The sequence below is a fragment of the Halomonas sp. SL18_1 genome, assembly GCF_055755715.1.
The window spans coordinates 774538-794228 of the sequence record NZ_JBVTRK010000001.1; the positions used below are offsets into that span (position 1 = coordinate 774538).

General features: G+C 64.6%; 14 protein-coding genes, 1 tRNA gene, 3 rRNA genes and 4 pseudogenes. 11 read left to right on the plus strand and 11 right to left on the minus strand.

All coding sequences use genetic code 11. From position 1 onward, the window contains the following. Window positions 1-200: 200 nt before the first annotated feature. From ACSJDS_RS03955 to ACSJDS_RS03985, 7 genes and pseudogenes are all read left to right on the plus strand, one after another. A pseudogene (locus ACSJDS_RS03955) lies at window positions 201-1831 on the plus strand (FAD-binding oxidoreductase); the annotation flags it as partial. Window positions 1832-1912: 81 nt separating this feature from the next. Continuing rightward, a complete protein-coding gene (locus ACSJDS_RS03960) occupies window positions 1913-2884 on the plus strand; it encodes a (Fe-S)-binding protein (protein WP_473034971.1) in 972 nt (323 codons plus the stop codon). Between the two features lie 619 nt (window positions 2885-3503). Further along, window positions 3504-5044, plus strand: a 16S ribosomal RNA gene (locus tag ACSJDS_RS03965). Window positions 5045-5138: 94 nt separating this feature from the next. Beyond that, window positions 5139-5215, plus strand: a tRNA-Ile gene (locus ACSJDS_RS03970). Between the two features lie 462 nt (window positions 5216-5677). Further along, window positions 5678-8676 (plus strand): 23S ribosomal RNA (locus ACSJDS_RS03975). A gap of 83 nt (window positions 8677-8759) precedes the next feature. After that, window positions 8760-8875, plus strand: a 5S ribosomal RNA gene (rrf, locus tag ACSJDS_RS03980). The 16S, 23S and 5S rRNA genes sit together here with 1 tRNA gene alongside, the layout of an rRNA operon. A gap of 575 nt (window positions 8876-9450) precedes the next feature. Then, window positions 9451-9645 (plus strand): hypothetical protein, encoded by a 195-nt coding sequence (locus ACSJDS_RS03985; protein WP_473032192.1) that lies wholly within the window; start codon window positions 9451-9453, stop codon window positions 9643-9645. Between the two features lie 131 nt (window positions 9646-9776). Here the strand turns inward: ACSJDS_RS03985 and ACSJDS_RS03990 are convergent, their stop codons facing one another. Next, window positions 9777-10109 (minus strand): TIM44-like domain-containing protein, encoded by a 333-nt coding sequence (locus tag ACSJDS_RS03990; RefSeq protein WP_473034972.1) that lies wholly within the window; start codon window positions 10107-10109, stop codon window positions 9777-9779. Then, a complete protein-coding gene (locus ACSJDS_RS03995; protein ID WP_473032193.1) occupies window positions 10096-10548 on the minus strand; it encodes a hypothetical protein in 453 nt (150 codons plus the stop codon). The genes ACSJDS_RS03990 and ACSJDS_RS03995 overlap by 14 nt, the downstream gene beginning before the upstream one ends. A 125-nt stretch (window positions 10549-10673) precedes the next feature. Here ACSJDS_RS03995 and ACSJDS_RS04000 point away from each other — a divergent pair. After that, window positions 10674-11248: pseudogene (locus ACSJDS_RS04000) on the plus strand (isochorismatase family protein). A gap of 13 nt (window positions 11249-11261) precedes the next feature. Here the strand turns inward: ACSJDS_RS04000 and yaaA are convergent. Further along, window positions 11262-12040, minus strand: a pseudogene (gene yaaA, locus ACSJDS_RS04005) (peroxide stress protein YaaA). A gap of 103 nt (window positions 12041-12143) precedes the next feature. Then, window positions 12144-13174: pseudogene (locus tag ACSJDS_RS04010) on the minus strand (NADP(H)-dependent aldo-keto reductase). A gap of 224 nt (window positions 13175-13398) precedes the next feature. On the opposite strand from ACSJDS_RS04010, the gene ACSJDS_RS04015 reads away from it, so the two are divergent. Together ACSJDS_RS04015 and ACSJDS_RS04020 are read left to right on the plus strand one after the other, a co-directional pair. After that, window positions 13399-13917: a tetratricopeptide repeat protein gene (locus tag ACSJDS_RS04015; RefSeq protein ID WP_473032194.1), complete on the plus strand. Its 519-nt coding sequence runs from the start codon at window positions 13399-13401 to the stop codon at window positions 13915-13917. 55 nt (window positions 13918-13972) lie between these two features. Continuing rightward, the gene (locus tag ACSJDS_RS04020) at window positions 13973-14473 is read left to right on the plus strand and encodes a hypothetical protein (RefSeq protein ID WP_473032195.1); all 501 of its coding nucleotides are present in this window, start codon (window positions 13973-13975) and stop codon (window positions 14471-14473) included. 13 nt (window positions 14474-14486) lie between these two features. On the opposite strand, the gene ACSJDS_RS04025 is transcribed toward ACSJDS_RS04020, so the two are convergent. From ACSJDS_RS04025 to ACSJDS_RS04055, 7 genes are all read right to left on the minus strand, one after another. Beyond that, on the minus strand, window positions 14487-15458 hold the full coding sequence (locus ACSJDS_RS04025) for an NAD(P)H-quinone oxidoreductase (protein ID WP_473032196.1): 972 nt from the start codon (window positions 15456-15458) through the stop codon (window positions 14487-14489). Between the two features lie 22 nt (window positions 15459-15480). Further along, window positions 15481-16032, minus strand: a complete 552-nt coding sequence (locus ACSJDS_RS04030) for an LOG family protein (protein ID WP_473032197.1) — start codon at window positions 16030-16032, stop codon at window positions 15481-15483. Between the two features lie 57 nt (window positions 16033-16089). After that, complete coding sequence (locus ACSJDS_RS04035) at window positions 16090-16611, minus strand: DUF501 domain-containing protein (protein WP_473032198.1); 522 nt, start codon at window positions 16609-16611, stop codon at window positions 16090-16092. Then, on the minus strand, window positions 16583-16912 hold the full coding sequence (locus ACSJDS_RS04040; protein WP_473032199.1) for a hypothetical protein: 330 nt from the start codon (window positions 16910-16912) through the stop codon (window positions 16583-16585). Before ACSJDS_RS04040 ends, ACSJDS_RS04035 begins: the two co-directional genes overlap by 29 nt. Window positions 16913-16975: 63 nt before the next feature. Further along, window positions 16976-17446 carry a Cys-tRNA(Pro) deacylase gene (ybaK, locus tag ACSJDS_RS04045; protein WP_473032200.1) on the minus strand — a complete coding sequence of 157 codons (471 nt, stop codon included), beginning with the start codon at window positions 17444-17446 and terminating at the stop codon, window positions 16976-16978. Next, window positions 17443-17856, minus strand: a complete 414-nt coding sequence (locus ACSJDS_RS04050) for an acyl-CoA thioesterase (RefSeq protein WP_473032201.1) — start codon at window positions 17854-17856, stop codon at window positions 17443-17445. Before ACSJDS_RS04050 ends, ybaK begins: the two co-directional genes overlap by 4 nt. A 155-nt stretch (window positions 17857-18011) precedes the next feature. Next, window positions 18012-18446 carry a hypothetical protein gene (locus tag ACSJDS_RS04055; protein WP_473034973.1) on the minus strand — a complete coding sequence of 145 codons (435 nt, stop codon included), beginning with the start codon at window positions 18444-18446 and terminating at the stop codon, window positions 18012-18014. A 45-nt stretch (window positions 18447-18491) separates the two neighbouring features. Here ACSJDS_RS04055 and ACSJDS_RS04060 point away from each other — a divergent pair, with 45 nt between their 5' ends. Next, the gene (locus ACSJDS_RS04060; RefSeq protein WP_473032202.1) at window positions 18492-19685 is read left to right on the plus strand and encodes a MalY/PatB family protein; all 1194 of its coding nucleotides are present in this window, start codon (window positions 18492-18494) and stop codon (window positions 19683-19685) included. Window positions 19686-19691 lie beyond the last annotated feature (6 nt).

The window sequence follows — 19691 nt, forward strand, 5'->3', positions numbered from 1 at the left end:
AACGCTTGCCCCTACCACTTCCGCTGATCGAGAGCCGCCATGAACGCCCCCTACAAGCAACTGCTCGAAGCCCTGCGCGGCACGCTCCCCCCGAGCGGCTGATCGACGATCCGCTGCGCACCCTGGCCTACGGCACCGATGCCAGCTTCTATCGCCTGGTGCCTCAGCTGGTGGTGCGGCCCGAAACGGAAGAGGAGCTGATGACGGTGCTGGCCGAGTGCCGCTCGCGCCGGCTGCCGGTGACCTTTCGCGCCGCCGGGACTTCCCTCTCCGGGCAGGCGGTCACCGATTCGGTGCTGATCCAGATGGGCGAGGGCTGGCGTGGCCATGAAATCCTCGAGGCGGGCCGCGCGATTCGGCTGCAGCCCGGGGTGATCGGGGCGAGGGCCAATGCGCTGTTGGCCCCCTACGGCCGCAAGATCGGTCCGGACCCGGCCTCTATCGGCAGCTGCATGATCGGCGGTATCGCTGCCAACAACGCCTCGGGCATGTGCTGCGGCACCGCGCAGAACAGCTATCGCACGGTGCGCGACCTGCGGGTGATCCTCGCCGACGGCACCCGGCTGGATACGGCGGATCCGGCCAGCGTTGCCGCCTTTCGCCGTCGCCATGCCGCGCTCGTGGAGGGGCTGGAGCGTCTCGCGGCCGAGACCCGCGGCAACGAGGCGCTGGCCGAGCGCATCCGCCACAAGTACCGGCTCAAGAACACCACCGGCTACGCCCTCAACAGCCTGGTGGACTTCGAGGATGGCATCGAGATCCTCAAGCACCTGATGATCGGCTCCGAGGGCACCCTGGGCTTCATCAGCACCATCACTTACGACACCGTGGTGGATGAGCCGCTGAAGGCGGCGGCGCTGGCCTTCTTCCCCGACATGGCCACCACCTGCCGGGCCACCATCGCCCTCAAGCAGGCGCCGGTGTCGGCGGTGGAGCTGATGGATCGCGCCGCACTGCATTCGGTAGAAGACCAGGCCGGCATGCCGGCGGTGCTCAAGACGCTGCCCGAGGGGGCGGCGGCGCTGCTGGTGGATGTGCGCGGCAACGACGATGACGAGCTCGCGGCGCGTCTCACCGAGGTTCAGGCGACCCTGGAGGGCATCGAGACCCTGGAGCCGGTGGCCTTCACCCGCGACGCCGCCACCTACGCGCTCTACTGGAAGATCCGCAAGGGGCTCTTTCCCGCCGTGGGGGCGGTGCGCGAGACCGGCACCACCGTGATCATCGAGGACGTGGCCTTCCCCATCGAACGCCTCGACGAGGGCGTGCTGGCGTTGACCGATATCTTCCACCGCCACGGCTATCACGACGCCATCCTCTTCGGCCATGCCCTGGAGGGCAATCTGCACTTCGTCTTCCCCAGGGCTTCGAGAAGCCCGGCGAGGTGGAGCGCTACCAAGCGCTGATGGATGAGGTGGCCCAGCTGGTCGGCGTCGAATATGGCGGCTCGCTCAAGGCCGAACACGGCACCGGACGCAACATGGCACCCTACGTGGAGCTGGAATGGGGGCCCGAGGCCTACGCCCTGATGTGGGAGATCAAGGCGCTGTTCGACCCGGAAAACCTGCTCAATCCCGAGGTGATCCTGAGCCGCAATCCGACCCTGCACCTGGAAAATCTCAAGCCGCTGCCCGCCGCCGACCCCATCGTCGACAAGTGCATCGAGTGCGGCTTCTGCGAGCATGTCTGCCCGTCGCGGGATCTGACCCTGACCCCGCGTCAGCGGATCGTCATCGCCCGTGAGATGGCCCGGCTCGAGGCGCTTGGTGACAGCCTCGACGCCCGGGAAACCGAGCGACTAGCGCGGCTGCGCCAGGACTATCGCTACGCTGGTGACGAGACCTGTGCGGTGGACGGCCTCTGTGCCACTCAGTGCCCGGTGGGTATCAACACCGGCGAGCTGGTTCGTGAGATGCGCCATCGTCGACTGGGCCACCGTGCCGGCCTGGCACGTCGAATCGGCCGCCACTTCGACGGCGCCACCCGGGCGGCTCGCGGTGTGCTCGGCCTGGCCGGCATCGGCCGTCGGGTGCTGGGCGATCGAGGGCTGTCGAAGGTCAGCGGCGCGGTCACTCGGCTCAGCGGTAACCGAGTGCCCCAGTGGGTCCCGGCACTCCCCAAGGCGGCGCCGATCCGAGTGCTCGCGCAGCCGCCACGCTCATCGGCCGGCAAGGACAAGGTGGTCTACCTGCCCTCCTGCGCCACCCGGGTCTTTGGGGCCAGCTACGGCGATGACGAGAGTCGTTCGATCATGGAGATTACCCTGACGTTGCTCGAGCGGGCCGGCTTCGAGGTGATCGTGCCCCAGCAGAGCGGGCGGCTCTGCTGCGGGATGGCGTTCCAGTCCAAGGGGCAGTTCGATGAGGCGACCGCCAAGGCCCAGGAGCTCAATCGGGAGCTGCTGGTTGCCAGCCAGAACGGTCGCTATCCGGTGATCAGCGATACCAGTCCCTGCGTGCTGCATATCCAGTCGCGGCTCGACGAGCGACTCTCGCTGCAGGAGCCGGTTGCCTTCGCCCACGACCACCTGCTGCCCAGGCTTGAGCTCTCGCCCCTCGACGAGCGGGTGGCGGTGCATGTCACCTGCTCCAGCACCCATATGGGCCTGGGCGACAAGATGGTCGGCCTGGCACGGGCCTGTGCTCGTGAGGTGGTAGTTCCCGCCGAGGTTACCTGCTGCGGCTTCGCTGGCGACAAGGGGCTGGTGACCCCGGAGCTCAATGCCTCGGCGCTCAAGGGGCTGGCGGTTCAGGTGGCCGACTGCGACGCCGGCTATTCCAATTCGCGCACCTGCGAGATTGGCCTTTCCCAGCACGGCGGAATCCCCTATCGTTCGATCCTCTCCCTGCTGGACCGGGCGAGCCGTGCCAAACCGGCGAGCTGACTCGGCTGTCATCCACAGGCGGTGGGCTGTCGGAGGGGGTGTGGATCGTTTCGCCGGCCGAGCGGAAAGTTTTTTACAAGTGGGCTTGCGTCCGGCGGGGGAAAGCCGTAAAGTACGCATCCGCTGCCGGCGACGGGCAACGTTGCAGGCGGTGACGAGAGTGGTAAGTGGTTGTCTCTCTTTGGGTTTTTCGAATCGCTTCGCAAAATTCTGACTTGACGCCCGCGGCGGGTTCGGTAGAATGCGCCCCACTCGATACAGAGGCCCGTCAGGGACTCTGGGCGGCCACCAGCAACGCTGGGCTTCGACGCCACGCTCACGGCAGTGAGGCGGCGAAGAGAGTTGACAAACTCGGCCGGCTCAGTAGAATGCGCCTTCCTCGCAGGGCGCTGGCGAGGCCGGAAGCTCCGGTCACGGCAGCAAGCGAGACGCTCCACTCTTTAGAGAGCCCGGAGCCGCTCTTTAACAATCGATCAGGTAATTCATGTGGGCGCTTGTCGATGAGGTGGTGAGAAGTCACACCATTATCAAGGCAAGCGACTCGTCAAACGAGACGTTTGAACCTTGAGCCAAGTTTGGTTCGCTTCCTCCTTCGGGAGGGCAAGAACTATATGATCTTAAACTGAAGAGTTTGATCATGGCTCAGATTGAACGCTGGCGGCAGGCCTAACACATGCAAGTCGAGCGGAAACGACGGGAGCTTGCTCCCGGGCGTCGAGCGGCGGACGGGTGAGTAATGCATAGGAATCTGCCCGGTAGTGGGGGATAACCTGGGGAAACTCAGGCTAATACCGCATACGTCCTACGGGAGAAAGCAGGGGCTCTTCGGACCTTGCGCTATCGGATGAGCCTATGTCGGATTAGCTAGTTGGTGAGGTAATGGCTCACCAAGGCGACGATCCGTAGCTGGTCTGAGAGGATGATCAGCCACACTCGGGACTGAGACACGGCCCAGACTCCTACGGGAGGCAGCAGTGGGGAATATTGGACAATGGGGGCAACCCTGATCCAGCCATGCCGCGTGTGTGAAGAAGGCCTTCGGGTTGTAAAGCACTTTCAGTGGGGAAGAAGGCTTTCGGGTTAATACCCCGGAAGAAGGACATCACCCACAGAAGAAGCACCGGCTAACTCCGTGCCAGCAGCCGCGGTAATACGGAGGGTGCGAGCGTTAATCGGAATTACTGGGCGTAAAGCGCGCGTAGGTGGCTTGATAAGCCGGTTGTGAAAGCCCCGGGCTCAACCTGGGAACGGCATTCGGAACTGTCAGGCTAGAGTGCAGGAGAGGAAGGTAGAATTCCCGGTGTAGCGGTGAAATGCGTAGAGATCGGGAGGAATACCAGTGGCGAAGGCGGCCTTCTGGACTGACACTGACACTGAGGTGCGAAAGCGTGGGTAGCAAACAGGATTAGATACCCTGGTAGTCCACGCCGTAAACGATGTCGACTAGCCGTTGGGTCCTTCGCGGACTTTAGTGGCGCAGTTAACGCGATAAGTCGACCGCCTGGGGAGTACGGCCGCAAGGTTAAAACTCAAATGAATTGACGGGGCCCGCACAAGCGGTGGAGCATGTGGTTTAATTCGATGCAACGCGAAGAACCTTACCTACCCTTGACATCGAGAGAAGTTTCCAGAGATGGATTCGTGCCTTCGGGAACTCTACAGACAGGTGCTGCATGGCTGTCGTCAGCTCGTGTTGTGAAATGTTGGGTTAAGTCCCGTAACGAGCGCAACCCTTGTCCCTATTTGCCAGCGATTCGGTCGGGAACTCTAGGGAGACTGCCGGTGACAAACCGGAGGAAGGTGGGGACGACGTCAAGTCATCATGGCCCTTACGGCTAGGGCTACACACGTGCTACAATGGTCGGTACAAAGGGTTGCCAACTCGCGAGAGTGCGCTAATCCCATAAAGCCGATCGTCAGTCCGGATCGGAGTCTGCAACTCGACTCCGTGAAGTCGGAATCGCTAGTAATCGTGAATCAGAATGTCGCGGTGAATACGTTCCCGGGCCTTGTACACACCGCCCGTCACACCATGGGAGTGGACTGCACCAGAAGTGGTTAGCCTAACTTCGGAGGGCGATCACCACGGTGTGGTTCATGACTGGGGTGAAGTCGTAACAAGGTAGCCGTAGGGGAACCTGCGGCTGGATCACCTCCTTAAACGACATATCGCCGCCTCGCGGCAAGTGCTCACAATGAATTACCTGATCGGCCAGAGCAAAGACTGTTTGGGTCGCGGACCCAGTGGTTAGCCGGGTCTGTAGCTCAGTTGGTTAGAGCGCACCCCTGATAAGGGTGAGGTCGGCAGTTCAAGTCTGCCCAGACCCACCAATCTCTAGCCTTAAGCTATAAGCTTGAAGCTGTAAGATAACCCCCTTGGAATCGCGAGCTAGGGTTAGCTTGAAGCTTATGGCTTACAGCTTACAGCGGTTTTAGGGGCCTTAGCTCAGCTGGGAGAGCGCCGTGCCTTGCACGTCAGGTGGTCAGCCTGGGGTCGCGCACGACTTCGATCCCGCTTGGCTCCACCATCTTCTCAGCCTTAAGCCGTAAGCTTGAAGCTGTAAGAAAACCCCATCAAAACAGTCTGATGTCAGCGCTAAGCAATGAGCTTTGATGATGCCATAAAGGTGTTCACTTAAAGCTTACTGCTTAGGGCTTACCGCTCTAAATGCTCTTTAACAATGTGAATCATGCTGACAAGTTCCTTTCTGAGAAGAAAGGACATGAGATACGTCTCAAGCGTATCCGGCAATTGTCGTACGTAATCGCCGACCAGACCCTTTCGGGTTATATGGTCAAGCGATTAAGCGCATACGGTGGATGCCTAGGCAGCCAGAGGCGATGAAAGACGTGGAAGCCTGCGATAAGGCTCGGCGAGGTGGCAAACAACCTGTGACCCGGGCATCTCTGAATGGGGAAACCCACCCTGCATCAGCAGGGTATCCCACACTGAATCCATAGGTGTTGGGAGGCGAACCGGGGGAACTGAAACATCTAAGTACCCCGAGGAAAAGAAATCAACCGAGATTCCCCAGTAGCGGCGAGCGAACGGGGACCAGCCCTTAAGCTGGTGAATGGTTAGGCGAACGCGCTGGGAAGCGCGACCATAGCGGGTGATAGTCCCGTAGCCGAAAGCCTGATCCAGTGAAATCGAGTAGGTCGGGGCACGTGAAACCTTGACTGAAGACGGGGGGACCATCCTCCAAGGCTAAATACTCCTGGCTGACCGATAGTGAACCAGTACCGTGAGGGAAAGGCGAAAAGAACCCCGGCGAGGGGAGTGAAATAGATCCTGAAACCGTATGCGTACAAGCAGTGGGAGCACGCTCGTCGTGTGACCGCGTACCTTTTGTATAATGGGTCAGCGACTTATATTCAGTGGCGAGCTTAACCGATTAGGGGAGGCGTAGGGAAACCGAGTCTTAACTGGGCGACCAGTCGCTGGATATAGACCCGAAACCGGGCGATCTATCCATGAGCAGGTTGAAGGTTGAGTAACATCAACTGGAGGACCGAACCAGGATCTGTTGAAAAAGATTTGGATGACTTGTGGATCGGAGTGAAAGGCTAATCAAGCCCGGAGATAGCTGGTTCTCCTCGAAAGCTATTTAGGTAGCGCCTCACGTATCACCACCGGGGGTCAGAGCACTGTTTCGGCTAGGGGGTCATCCCGACTTACCAACCCGAGGCAAACTCCGAATACCGGTGAGTGCCAGCGTGGGAGACACACAGCGGGTGCTAACGTCCGTTGTGAAAAGGGAAACAACCCAGACCGTCAGCTAAGGTCCCCAAATCCTGGTTAAGTGGGAAACGATGTGGGAAGGCTCAGACAGCTAGGAGGTTGGCTTAGAAGCAGCCATCCTTTAAAGAAAGCGTAATAGCTCACTAGTCGAGTCGGCCTGCGCGGAAGATGTAACGGGGCTAAACCAGGTACCGAAGCTACGGGCTTGTGTGCATCACCCAAAGCTATTCGTTTACGCGAGCGAAGCGAGCGAAAGCGCCCGACGATAGTCGAGTTGGTCGCCAACGTAAGCCGAGCCAGCAGCGAGTGGTTTTCGGGATGCACACAAGCGGTAGAGGAGCGTCGTGTACGCCGACGAAGGTGAGTCGAGAGGCTTGCTGGAGGTATCACGAGTGCGAATGCTGACATGAGTAACGACAAGGGGAGTGAAAAACTCCCCCGCCGGAAGACCAAGGGTTTCTGTTCGACGCTAATCGGAGCAGAGTGAGTCGGCCCCTAAGGCGAGGCCGAAAGGCGTAGTCGATGGGAAACGGGTCAATATTCCCGTACCTCACTGTATTGCGATGGGGGGACGAAGAAGGCTAGGTGAGCCAGGCGTTGGTTGTCCTGGTGAAAGCTTGTAGGCTGGGGGTTCAGGCAAATCCGGATCCCTAAGGCCGAGAAGCGAGACGAACACCCCACGGGGTGGAAGTCATCGATGCCACGCTTCCAGGAAAAGCCTCTAAGCTTCAGATACAGTGGGACCGTACCCCAAACCGACACAGGTGGTCAGGTAGAGAATACCCAGGCGCTTGAGAGAACTCGGGTGAAGGAACTAGGCAAAATGGTGCCGTAACTTCGGGAGAAGGCACGCCGCCACTACGTGAAGGCCCTCGCGGCCGGAGCGGAAGGCGGTCGAAGATACCAGGTGGCTGCAACTGTTTATTAAAAACACAGCACTCTGCAAACGCGTAAGCGGACGTATAGGGTGTGACGCCTGCCCGGTGCCGGAAGGTTAATTGATGGTGTTAGCCCTCGGGCGAAGCTCCTGATCGAAGCCCCGGTAAACGGCGGCCGTAACTATAACGGTCCTAAGGTAGCGAAATTCCTTGTCGGGTAAGTTCCGACCTGCACGAATGGCGTAATGATGGCCACGCTGTCTCCACCCGAGACTCAGTGAAATTGAAATCGCAGTGAAGATGCTGTGTACCCGCGGCTAGACGGAAAGACCCCGTGAACCTTTACTATAGCTTCACACTGGACGCTGATGTTGCCTGTGTAGGATAGCTGGGAGGCTTGGAAACCCGGACGCCAGTTCGGGTGGAGCCAACCTTGAAATACCAGCCTGGCATCATTGGCGTTCTAACTCAGGTCCGTGATCCGGATCGAGGACAGTGTGTGGTGGGTAGTTTGACTGGGGCGGTCTCCTCCCAAAGCGTAACGGAGGAGCACGAAGGTACCCTCAGCACGGTCGGAAATCGTGCAATGAGTGCAAGAGCATAAGGGTGCTTGACTGCGAGACAGACACGTCGAGCAGGTACGAAAGTAGGTTCTAGTGATCCGGTGGTTCTGTATGGAAGGGCCATCGCTCAACGGATAAAAGGTACTCCGGGGATAACAGGCTGATACCGCCCAAGAGTTCACATCGACGGCGGTGTTTGGCACCTCGATGTCGGCTCATCACATCCTGGGGCTGAAGTCGGTCCCAAGGGTATGGCTGTTCGCCATTTAAAGTGGTACGCGAGCTGGGTTTAGAACGTCGTGAGACAGTTCGGTCCCTATCTGCCGTGGGCGTTGGATGTTTGAGAAGAGCTGCTCCTAGTACGAGAGGACCGGAGTGGACGCACCTCTGGTGTTCCGGTTGTCACGCCAGTGGCATTGCCGGGTAGCTATGTGCGGACGGGATAACCGCTGAAAGCATCTAAGCGGGAAGCCCCCTTCAAGATGAGACATCCCCGAGGCCTCGAGCCTCCTGAAGGGCCCAGCGAGACCAGCTGGTTGATAGGCCGGGTGTGGAAGCGCTGCAAGGCGTTGAGCTAACCGGTACTAATGGCCCGTGAGGCTTGACCATATAACCCCAAGGGGTCTGCGCATTGCGCGCGACATTGACGGATACGACGAGACGTAGCGTCGGCATGATTCCAACCGTTTTCGCCTGACGACCATAGCGAGTGGGAACCACCTGATCCCTTGCCGAACTCAGCAGTGAAACCGCTCAGCGCCGATGGTAGTGTGGGGCTTCCCCATGCGAGAGTAGGTCATCGTCAGGCACTTATTCAGAAACCCAGCTTCGAAAGAGGCTGGGTTTCGTCGTTCTAGGGGCTTCCCATGGAGAGTAGCGGAGCGCCGCCCGAGTCCTCGTCAGGCACTTATTCAGAAACCCAGCTTCGAAAGAGGCTGGGTTTCGTCGTTCTAGGGGCTTCCCATGGAGAGTAGCGGAGCGCCGCCCGAGTCCTCGTCAGGCACTTATTCAGAAACCCAGCTTCGAAAGAGGCTGGGTTTCGCCGTTTAGGGGCGGGGTTCGATCAGGCTCGCGACAGTTCGTTACAGAGCGTTTCCCGATGCAGGTGGCAGCGTCTTTGCCTGGGCACTAGGGTAAATCTTGGGTTCATCGCACTTTAGCGTGAACATGTCTGGCAGGTTTTATGGTGGGAGGCCGGCTCTGCCGGGCGAAGGCGCCGCAGGCGCCCCATGGGTAGCGCTGCACACTACTTCGTCGAAGCGTCGAACCGGAGCTAAAGTCGAGGCGTCGAACCGTCCCTCCCACAGGGCAAGTTCACGCCAGTCTGCGATGAACTAAATCTTGTCGCTCTCCATAACGGAGCGTTCTCAGGAGGAGACACCCATGAAGCGAGATGTGATGCGTACGTTGGGCCTGATGCTGCTGGTAATGATGATGGCAGTAGGGCTGGTGGCCTGTCAGGACGATCCCGGACCGGCCGAAGAGGCGGGACAGGAGATCGACGAGGCCATGGAGGACGCTGGCGAGAGCGTCGAGGAGATGGGCGAAGAGATCCAGGATGCGGCCGAGGGTGACTGATCGCACCTGAGGCTGATACGCAAAGGCCGGGCAACATAGCCCGGCCTTTGCGTCGGTTGCGGAAGGCTAGCTTGCCGGGTTCTGCTCGATGCCCTGCAGGTACCAGGGAGCGCCGTCGCGCAGTTCGCGGATCAGGTGCCAGGTCTCGTTGAATTCGGTCTGCTCACCGTTCTCATCCAGGATACCGTGGAAAATGACGGTGGCCTCGGCCTGCGTGCCGACCTCGCGGATGTCCCCATCTCGGCAAAGAGGCGCACGATCTCGGTACGGTTGTTGGCCGGATGCCGGGCGCGTTCCTCGCGCAGCAGGTTATAGAGCTCGGGGGTCACGTACTCCTGGATGCCGCTGAAGTCATGGTTGTCCCAGGCTCGCTGCAGGGTCATGAAATGCTCCTTGGCACCCGACAGGAAGCGCTCGCGGTCGAACCACTCCGGCTCGTTGGCGAAGGCGCTACCGCCGCTCAGCGGGGTGCTGGCCTGAAAGGCCTGAGCGCCGGGCTGGGGGGCGCTGGCGGAGGGCTCGCTGGAGGCCTGGGTGCCGTGCCGCCTGCCCCGCCATGGCGGTGCGGCGGCGGAGAAACCAGATCACCGCAAAGGCCAGGCCGGCCATCAGCAGGATATCCATCATGCGCAGCTCATCGAAGGCCCCGCCGAAGAAGAGGGCGGCGAGCAGGCCGCCGGCGAGCAGGCCGCCGAGCATGCCGGGCATGCGCGAGCCGCCGGCGGCCTGGGACTGGCTCTGGCGGGCCGGGGCTGCCTGGTTGGGTGCCGCGGCGGGACGGTCGGCCGAGCGTGAGAAACTGCCGACATTGCCGCCACCGCCCATGCGGCGGGCTTCCGCATAGTCCATGGCCGGGCCAAGCGTCAGGAATCCGACGACCAGCATGACGAGGAATTGACGCATGAGAAGACTCCGTGTAGTGAGATGGCTCGTAAAGTGTTCAGGCCGTCCATTCTAGCCGGTATGCTGGCCGGAGGTGGAGCAGATGGTGGCGCCTACCGACCGATAACAGAACAAGAGGAGCACACATGCGCATACAAGCTGACGAGAGCCTGCTGTTGATCGTCGATCTGCAGGCCGGCCTGCTGCCGGTGGTCGAGGGGGGCGAGCAGGCGGTGACCGAGGCGGCCTGGCTGGGCGGCGTCGCCCAGGCCCTGGAGGTGCCGGTGTGGGTCACCGAGCAGTATCCCCAGGGCATGGGGGGAGCGAGCCGCGCCTGCTCGAGGCCCTGCCGGGGCACCGCCTGTGGCAGAAGGTGCATTTCAACGCCCACGAGGAGCCCGACTTCGCCGGCGCCCTGGCCGACAGCGGCAGACGCCAGATCGTGCTGTGCGGCACCGAAGCGCACATCTGCGTGATGCAGACCGGGCTCGGGCTGCTCGAGGCGGGCTACGAGGTCTACTGGCTGTCCGAGGCGGCGGTGAGCCGGCGCGCCGAGGAGGCGAGCCTGGCCCGCGAGCGAATGAGCCGCTCCGGGGCGGTGCCGGTGAGTGCGGATATGGTGGCCTACGAGTGGCTGCACCGCTGCGACGGCGAGCGCTTCAAGGACGTCCATCGTCGCTTTTTGAAGCCGCGGTCACCGCGCCCGCTGCGCTTCTTCTAACCAGCGGTTCACCTCAACGCTGGTCTTCACGGCGGGTGAAGACCAGGGTGTCGCCCTCCGAGAGGGTGGCGTTGAAACGGTAGCCCGCCACGTCGAACTCCTTCAGGCCCTCGGGATCGTCCAGCCGCTGGCGAATCATCCAGGCGCTCATCAGGCCGCGCGCCTTCTTGGCATAGAAGCTGATGATCTTGAGCTGGCCGTTCTTCTCGTCCTTGAAGACCGGCGTGATGACCCGGGCCTCGAGGCGCTTGGCATCGATGGCCTTGAAGTACTCGTTGGAGGCCAGGTTGACCAGCACCGGGGTGCCGCTCTCGGCGACGGCCCTGTCCAGCGCCTCGGTCAGGGTGTCCTTCCAGAAGGCGTAGAGATCCTTGCCGGCCGGGTTGGCCAGCTTGGTGCCCATCTCCAGGCGGTAGGGCTGGATCAGGTCCAGCGGACGCAGCAGCCCGTAGAGCCCCGACAGGATGCGCAGGTGCTGCTGCGCGAAGGCGTTGTCGTCATCGCTGAAGGTCTCGGCTTCGAGGCCCAGGTAGACGTCTCCCTGGAAGGCCTGGACCGCGGGCTTGGCGTTCTCCGGCGTGAAGGGAGTGTGCCACTCGGCGAAGCGCGCCGCGTTGAGCCCCGCGAGCTTGTCGCTGATGCCCATCAGCTCGCTGAGACGCTGGGGGAGTAGTCGATGAGGATATCGACCAGCTCGCGGCTCTGGTCGAGAAAGTCCGGCTCGGTATAGAGCGAGGTGGTGGCCGGGGACTCGAAGTCCAGCGACTTGGCAGGGGAGATGACGCTCAGCATCGGGGCACTCCTGTGGCCTGGCGAATCGGTCAGCCCAGTATATCAAGGCGATGCGAAGCGCGGGTCTATCGCGTCGATAGCCCCGCGTTGCCGACCCCTTGGTTCAGGGGCAGGGATTGGGAAAGCGCTGGTGAATCGCCTCGATGCCCTCGAGCACGCTTTGCTCGAGCTTGAGCGATTCGCTCGCCAGATTGTCTTCCAGCTGCTCCATGGTGGTGGCACCGATGATGTTGCTGGTGAGGAAGCTGCGCGAGTTGACGAAGGCCAGCGCCATCTGAGCCGGGTCGAGCTCATGCTCGCGGGCCAGTTCCACGTAGGCGCGGGTCGCCGCCTCGGCCTGGGGCGTGGTGTAGCGCTGAAAACGCTCGAACAGGGTCAGGCGGGCATTGGCCGGGCGCGCACCGTCGAGGTACTTGCCGGAGAGCACCCCAAAGCCCAGCGGCGAGTAGGCCAGCAGCCCCACGTCCTCGCGATGGGCGATCTCGGCCAGGCCCACCTCGAAGCTGCGATTGAGCAGGTTGTAGGGGTTCTGCACGCTGACCACGCGCGGCAGGTCGAGCCGCTCGGCCAGCCGCAGGGCATGCATCACCCCCAGGGCGTGTCGTTGGAGAGCCCGATGGCGCGCACCTTGCCCGCCACCACCAGCTCCTTTAGCGCGGAGAGAGTCTCTTCCAGGGCGGTGGCCTGCTCGTCCTCGTCGTGGGTGTAGCCGAGTTTTCCGAAGAAGTTGGTCCGACGGTCCGGCCAGTGCAGCTGATAGAGGTCAAGGTAGTCGGTCTGCAGCCGTGACAGACTGGCGTCGATGGCGCTGTGGATCTGCTCGCGGGTCAGGCGCGAGCCGCCCCGCAGATAGTCGAGGCCGGGGCCGCTCACCTTGCTGGCGATGATCACATCGTCGCGGCTGCTCCGGGCCTTCAGCCAACGGCCGATATAGGACTCGGTGCTTCCCTGGGTCTCTGCCTTGGGCGGCACGGGGTACATCTCGGCGGTGTCGATGAAGTTGACGCCGAAGGCCACGGCGCGATCGAGCTGTTCATGGGCATCGGCCTCGCTGTTCTGCTCGCCGAAGGTCATGGTGCCCAGGCACAGGCGGCTGACTTCGATGTCCGTGTTGCCAAGCGGTCGCGTCTGCATCCGTCACTCCTGTCGGTGGGGTTGCCGGTGTTGCCCGCCATGGTAGCCGGGGGCCAAGAAGGCGGCAAATGGCAGGGGTTGAGTCGCCGACGGGGCGGGCGTATGCTGGCGACCCTTGGCGGCCCCGGCGGAGACTGAGAGGCGTGCTTATTCAGGCCATGACGGCAACCATGGGAGGGTGAGGTCGTCATGCGTTTACCTTTCTGGATGCAAGGTTGTTTGCCATGACGCAGGCATCGTCACTGTTCACCCGGCTCGAGTATCGGCTCGCGGAGCAGCTGTTTCATACCCCCTGGCTGCCGCGCTCACCGCGCGCTCAGCGGCTGACCATGCATCTCTTTCAGCGCTGTGCCGATGCGGGACACCCCGCGGCGCTGTCACTCTACGGTCACATGCTGTTCCACCGCGGTGCCAGCCCCCAGGACAAGGCGCGCGGGGCCCGCTACGTGCTGGAGGCCGCCCAGTCCGGCGACCTCAAGGCCCAGTATCAGGCCGGGCGGATTCACGAACACGGCTGCGCACAGTATCCCCGGCGGGAGGATCGCGCCGTGACCTGGTATGCTCGCGCCGGCGAGGCGGGGCATCCGCTGGCCGCCGCCCGGCTGGCCAAGGCCTACCGGGCAGGCGAGCTGGGGCTGCCGGTGGACGCCGCCCATGCGGCCCACTGGCAGGCCCTGGCGGACCGCCACGCTCGTCTGGAAGGCGCCGAACTGGACAGCGACGGCACCCAGACGCGACACTGACTGCCCTTCATACGCCACCTGCCCCCGGGCCCAGATCACGAGGACGGATCCATCCGTGACGCTGCCGACACTGCTGGATATCGAGGCGTCCGGATTCGGGCGCGGTAGCTACCCCATCGAGGTCGGCCTGGCGCGGGCCGATGGCAGTCACTGTGCCTTCCTGGTGCAGCCGCTGGCGGAATGGACCCACTGGGATCCCAAGGCGGAGCTCCTCCACGGCATCTCTCGCGCGCGCCTGCAGCGTGAAGGACTGCCCGTGGCCCAGGTGGCGCGCTGGCTCAACGACGAGCTGGCCAGCGTCGGCGTCGCCTACAGCGACAGCTGGGGCTATGACAACACCTGGCTGTCACTGCTGTTTCATCATGCCAGCATGCTGCCGGCCTTTCGCCTCGAGGCCCTGAGAATCCTGCTCGACGAGCGTCAGCTTGCCCTGTGGCACGCCACCCGGGAGGCGCTGGTCCAGGAGCTGGGCATCCACCGCCACCGGGCCGGCGAGGACGCCCGCCTGCTGCAGCTGACCTACCTGCGTACCCGCGAGCTAGCCGAGCGCCCCTGACGGTGGCGCCGGCCTACTCCTCCCCGCTGATCGACAGCAGCACCTTGCCGATATTGGCATCGCGCTGCAGATGGGCGTGGGCCGCCTCGACCTCCGTTACCGGCCAGCTGCGGTCGACCAGGGGGCGAATCTCGCCGCTGGCCAGGCGCGGCCAGACCTCGGCCAGCAGGGCGTCGAGGATGGCCCCCTTGGCCGCGGGCGGCTTGGCGCGCAGGGTCGAGCCGATCAGCCGCTGGCGCTTCATCAGCATCCTGCCCAGGTCCAGCTCGGCCCTGCGGCCGCCCATCAGCCCGATCAGCACCAGTCGGCCATCGGCATTGAGCACCCGCTGGTTGTCGGCCAGGTAGGCGCCCCCCACCGGGTCGAGGATCACATCGGCGCCGCCCCACGCCTTGACCGCCTCCACGAAGCTGCCCCGGTGGCGGTTCCAGCCCGCAGCGGCGCCCAGCTCGCGGCAGGCGCCGAGCTTGTCATCGCTGCCGGCGGTGACGAAGCAGGGATGGTTGAAAACACGACACAGCTGGATGGCGGCGGTGCCCACGCCGCTGGCGCCGGCATGCAGCAGCACCCGTTCCCCGGGGGCGAGCCGGGCTTCCATGAACAGGTTGAGCCAGGCGGTGGCGAACACCTCGGGCAGGGCGGCGGCCTCACGCAGGCCGAGGCCTTCGGGCAGCGGTAGCACCTGGCGGGCGTCCACCACTACCTCCTCGGCATAGCCGCCCCCGGCGAGCAGGGCGCAGACCCGGTCGCCGACGCGCCAGCGGTCGACGCCGGGTCCCGTTTCACACACCGTGCCGCTGACCTCCAGGCCCAGGGTCTCGCTGACCCCGGGCGGCGGCGGGTAGTGCCCGGCGCGCTGCATCAGGTCGGCGCGGTTGACGCCGGCCCAGGCGACCCGGATACGCACCTCGCCCGCCGCCGGGCCGCCCGGCGCGGCGCCTTCACGCCACGCCAGCCGGGAATCGTCGATATGGATGGCATGCATGGATAGCGTCTCCTTGGCGGTATCAGCCGGCGGCCAGGCGGGCCTCCAGGGCGTCCAGCAGGGCGCCGGGCGTCTCGGCGTCGAGCAGGCAGTCGCGGGTGCGCGCGTTGAGAAACCCCTGCGCCACCGTGGCGTCGAGGAAGCTCAGCAGCGGCGAATAGAAGCCGGCGGTGTCGAGCACCCCGATGGGCTTGTCGTGAAGCCCCAGATACTGCCAGGTCCAGGCCTCGAACAGCTCCTCCAGGGTGCCGATGCCACCGGGCAGGGCGATGAAGGCGTCGGCGTGGGCGGCCATGCTGGCCTTGCGCTCGTGCATGTTGTTGACGCGAATCAGCGTTGGCAGCCCCTCGTGGGCCTGCTCGCGCTCCACCAGATGGTCCGGCATCACGCCGATCACCTCGCCGCCGGCGGCCAGGGTGGCATTGGCCAGCTCGCCCATCAGGCCGATGCGCGCACCGCCGTAGACCAGGCCGTGGCCGCGCTTGGCCAGCTCCTGGCCCAGGGCGCGGGCGGCCTCAAGATAGGCGGGGTCCCGACCGTCGCGGGAGCCCAGATAGACACAGAATCTCGACATGCGGATCTCCTTGGCAAGGCAGCCATCCTAGCAGCCTCAGCGTGCCAAGGGGGAGTCTCAGGGCAGGCAGTCGGCCACGCCGTGCTCGGCGTCCATCCACTGGCCAACGACGTTGTGGCCGCACAGGTGGTGGGCGTACTGAGTATGCAGGCAGCGCACCTGGTCCCAGTTGGCGATGCCGCCGATGCCGCGCTGCGTCAGCACCTGCTGGTAGCCCAGGTGGTCCACTTCGCGGCGCTGGGCGTCGCTCATGTGGTGCCAGCGGGCCTCGACGTAGTCGCGGTGGCTGGCGTGATAGGCGGCCAGGAAGTCGGGGTCTTCCTGCAGGCGGCTCTCCAACTGCTTGATCGCGCCGCCGGCCTCGAGGCGGGAGATCGCCACCTTGAGCCGGGTGCAGCTCAGCCAGTAGAGGGTGGGAAAGGGCTTGCCGTCGACGATGGGGGCCATGCGCAGCACCAGCGGGGTGCCTTCGCCGTCCACGGCCGCCACGGCCTCGATGCCCCGCGGGGCGCGACCCAGCTGCTCGGCGATGATGGCCAGCTGGCGGGCGTCAGGCGTCTGATCGGTCTGGATCACCATCGTTGGGGTCCCGTACGAACTTGGTGGAGCGCCCCACGGCACGGAAGAAGGTCCGGTTGAGCTGCTCGGGCGTGGGCACATAGCCTGCCCAGCGCCGCTCGCAGTACTCGTTGGCCCGTGCCATCAGCACGTCGTAGAGGCGATTGAACGGCGCATCATAATCGTAGGGGTCGGCCCCGAACAAGCGGATGTGCGGGTAGTCGGCGAAGCGCTCCATGAAGTAGCGCTCCAGGTCGGCCTCCACCGCGCGGTGCTGCTCGGTATTGTCGGGGTCGAGCCATAGATTGTAGCGGATGGACATGGGAGGCTCCTGGTTGGGGGCTAGGAATAGGACAGTGGGTGGGGCATTCGGCTCGCGCCCGCCTCAGCGCCGGGTGAGGTCGGCCGGCCGGGCGCCGCTCAGCCGGATCAGCTCGCCCGGGGCGAGGCGGATCTCCAGGCCGCGTCGTCCGCCACTGACGTGGATCGTCTCCAGGGCCTCGGCGCTAGCGTCGAGATAGGCGGCCAGGCGCCGCTTCTGACCCAGGGGGCTGATGCCGCCGACCACATAGCCGGTGGCGCGCTCGGCCTCGGCGGCGTCGGCCAGCGTCGCCTTGCGGGCACCGGCGGCCCGGGCCAGGGCCTTGAGGTCGAGCCGGGCCGCGACCGGCACCATGGCCACCACGAGGCGGCCGTCGTCGAGTCGTGCCACCAGGGTCTTGAAGACGCTTTGCGGGTCGAGCCCCAGCGCCTGGGCGGCCTCCTCGCCGTAGGCCGGGGTGCGCGGGTCGTGGTCGTAGCTGAGCAGGCCGAAGTCGACGCCTTCCCGCTCGAGCTGCCTGACCGCTGGCGTCATGCGCCCTCGGGCTCCGTCACCGGCTGCAGGTGGGCCTCCAGCGCATCGCGCAGCTCGCCCTCGATGGGCACGGCACGCTTCGCGACGTGGTCGAACTGGACCAGCACGGTATGGCCCAGATTGGCGAGCACGCCGTTCTGCCAGGCTTCCTGGGTCACGGTGAAGGAGCTGGTGCCAAGCCGGGAGAGATAGGTACGCAGCTCGATATCGCTGCCGTACAGCAGCTCGGCGCGGTAGTCGATCTCCATCCGGGCCATGATCAGTCGCCACTTGCGCGGGTCCAGGTCGGGGGTGAAGAGCTTGAAGAGGTCGTTACGGGCCAGCTCGAACCAGGCCGGCAGGCGGGTATTGTTGATGTGCCCTAGCGCATCGGTGTCGTAGAAGGCGGGTTCGATGGTGCGAACGAACATGGCGTGTCCTTGTTATGCGTGGCATGTCGGTGGCCGGCATGTCGCGACAGGGGGCGCCGGCCAGCAAAGCTACAGCATTGCCCCGAGCAAACGCTAGGTCAAGCGCCCGGTCGTCCGGCGGTAGGGCGAGCCCCTGGCGGAGGCGCGCGTGGAGGTCACACCAGGCGCAGTCCCTGGCGGTCGGCCCAGGCGGCCCCCACCGCATGGGTCAGGGTGTCGCGCAGGTGGTCGGGCAGTGCGGCGCGGGCGGCCTCGACGTCGGGGAAGTCGCGGTTGAGCAGCCAGCAGTAGGCCCAGGCGCAGGCCTCCTCGTCGCTATGGGGCTTGGGGCTTGCGGGCATCTGCATCACCAGGAAGGCGGCGGTGCGTGCCGCCCAGAGCGGAATCGTGTCGCCCGCCCCGGGGCGGCTCCAGGCGGTCAGGGTGGCACCGTCCGGCGTCGCCTCGGGCTCGCCTAGCTTGGCCACGCGCGCGGTCTCGGCCAGGATAAGCGCCAGCCGGTCCGGCTCGCCCCGGCCCAGGCGACGCCACTGGTCGATCAGCGCCGGCATGCCCTGGCGCACCTTGGCATAGAAGCCGCTTTGCGGCATGGTCTTGGTCATCATTTCGCTGCTTCCCTGATCCGAGGAAGGTACATGGAGTACGATTTTGCCACGCCCGTCGAGCGCCGCCACCCCTCCGGCGGCGACTGGCCCTCGCAGAAGTGGCATCGCCACGATGCTAACGTGCTGCCGCTCTGGGTGGCCGACATGGACTTCCGCTCGCCGCCGGCGGTCATCGAGGCGCTGCATGCCCGGGTTGCGCACGGCATCTACGGCTATGGCCTGGTGCCCGACAGCCTGCGGCGTACCCTCTGCGAGTGGAGCGAACGGAAGTACGGCTGGTCTATCGCGCCCGGCTGGCAGCTGTGGCTGCCCGGGGTGGTGCCCGCCCTGCACCTGGCCAGCCTGGCGCTGACCGAGCCGGGCGAAGGGGTGCTCACCGTCACGCCGATCTATCCCCCTTTTCTGCGGGTCGCCGAGCGCACCGGCCGCCTGCCTCAGCAGGCGGCCTTGGCCGAGCCCGCGGCGCCGGGCGAGCCCTGGCGGCTGGATCTCGACGCCCTGGAGGCGGCGATCACTCCCGAGACCCGGCTGCTGCTGTGGTGCCAGCCCCACAACCCTACCGGGCGGGTGTGGCGCCAGGAGGAGCTGGCGGGACTCGCCGCCCTGGTCGAGCGCCACGACCTCTGGGTGGTCTCCGACGAGCTGCACTGCGACCTGCTGCTGGACGAGGGCGCCCGGCATCGACCGCTGGCGGCGGCCTTCCCCGAGCTGGCGGCACGCACCGTGACGCTGTGGGCGCCCTCCAAGACCTTCAACCTGGCCGGTCTCACCACCGCCTGTGCGGTCGTCTCGGACGAAGCGCTGCGCCGTCGCTTCGCGGCCGGCATGCGCGGCCTGATGCCCGATGCCAACGTGCTGGGGCTGGTGGCCGCCGAGGCCGCCTATGCCGAAGGGGACCCCTGGCGCCAGGCGCTGCTGGCGGTGCTGCGCGAGCATCGCCGCACCCTGGTGCGGCGCGTCGCCGAATGGCCCGGGGTGTCCATGAGCGCGCCGGAGTCCACCTACCTGGCCTGGCTCGACCTGCGGCATGCCCAGGGGCTGGCCGGGCGCGTCGGCGAAGGGCGCGCGATATCGCCCCAGCGGGCGCTACTGGCCGATGCCGGCGTGGCGCTCTCCGACGGCGCCGACTTCGGCTGGCCGGGCTTCGCGCGGCTCAACTTCGGCACCACCGCTGCTCAGCTCGAGGCGGCGCTGACCCGCCTGGACGGTGTGCTCAAGGTCTGATGCTCT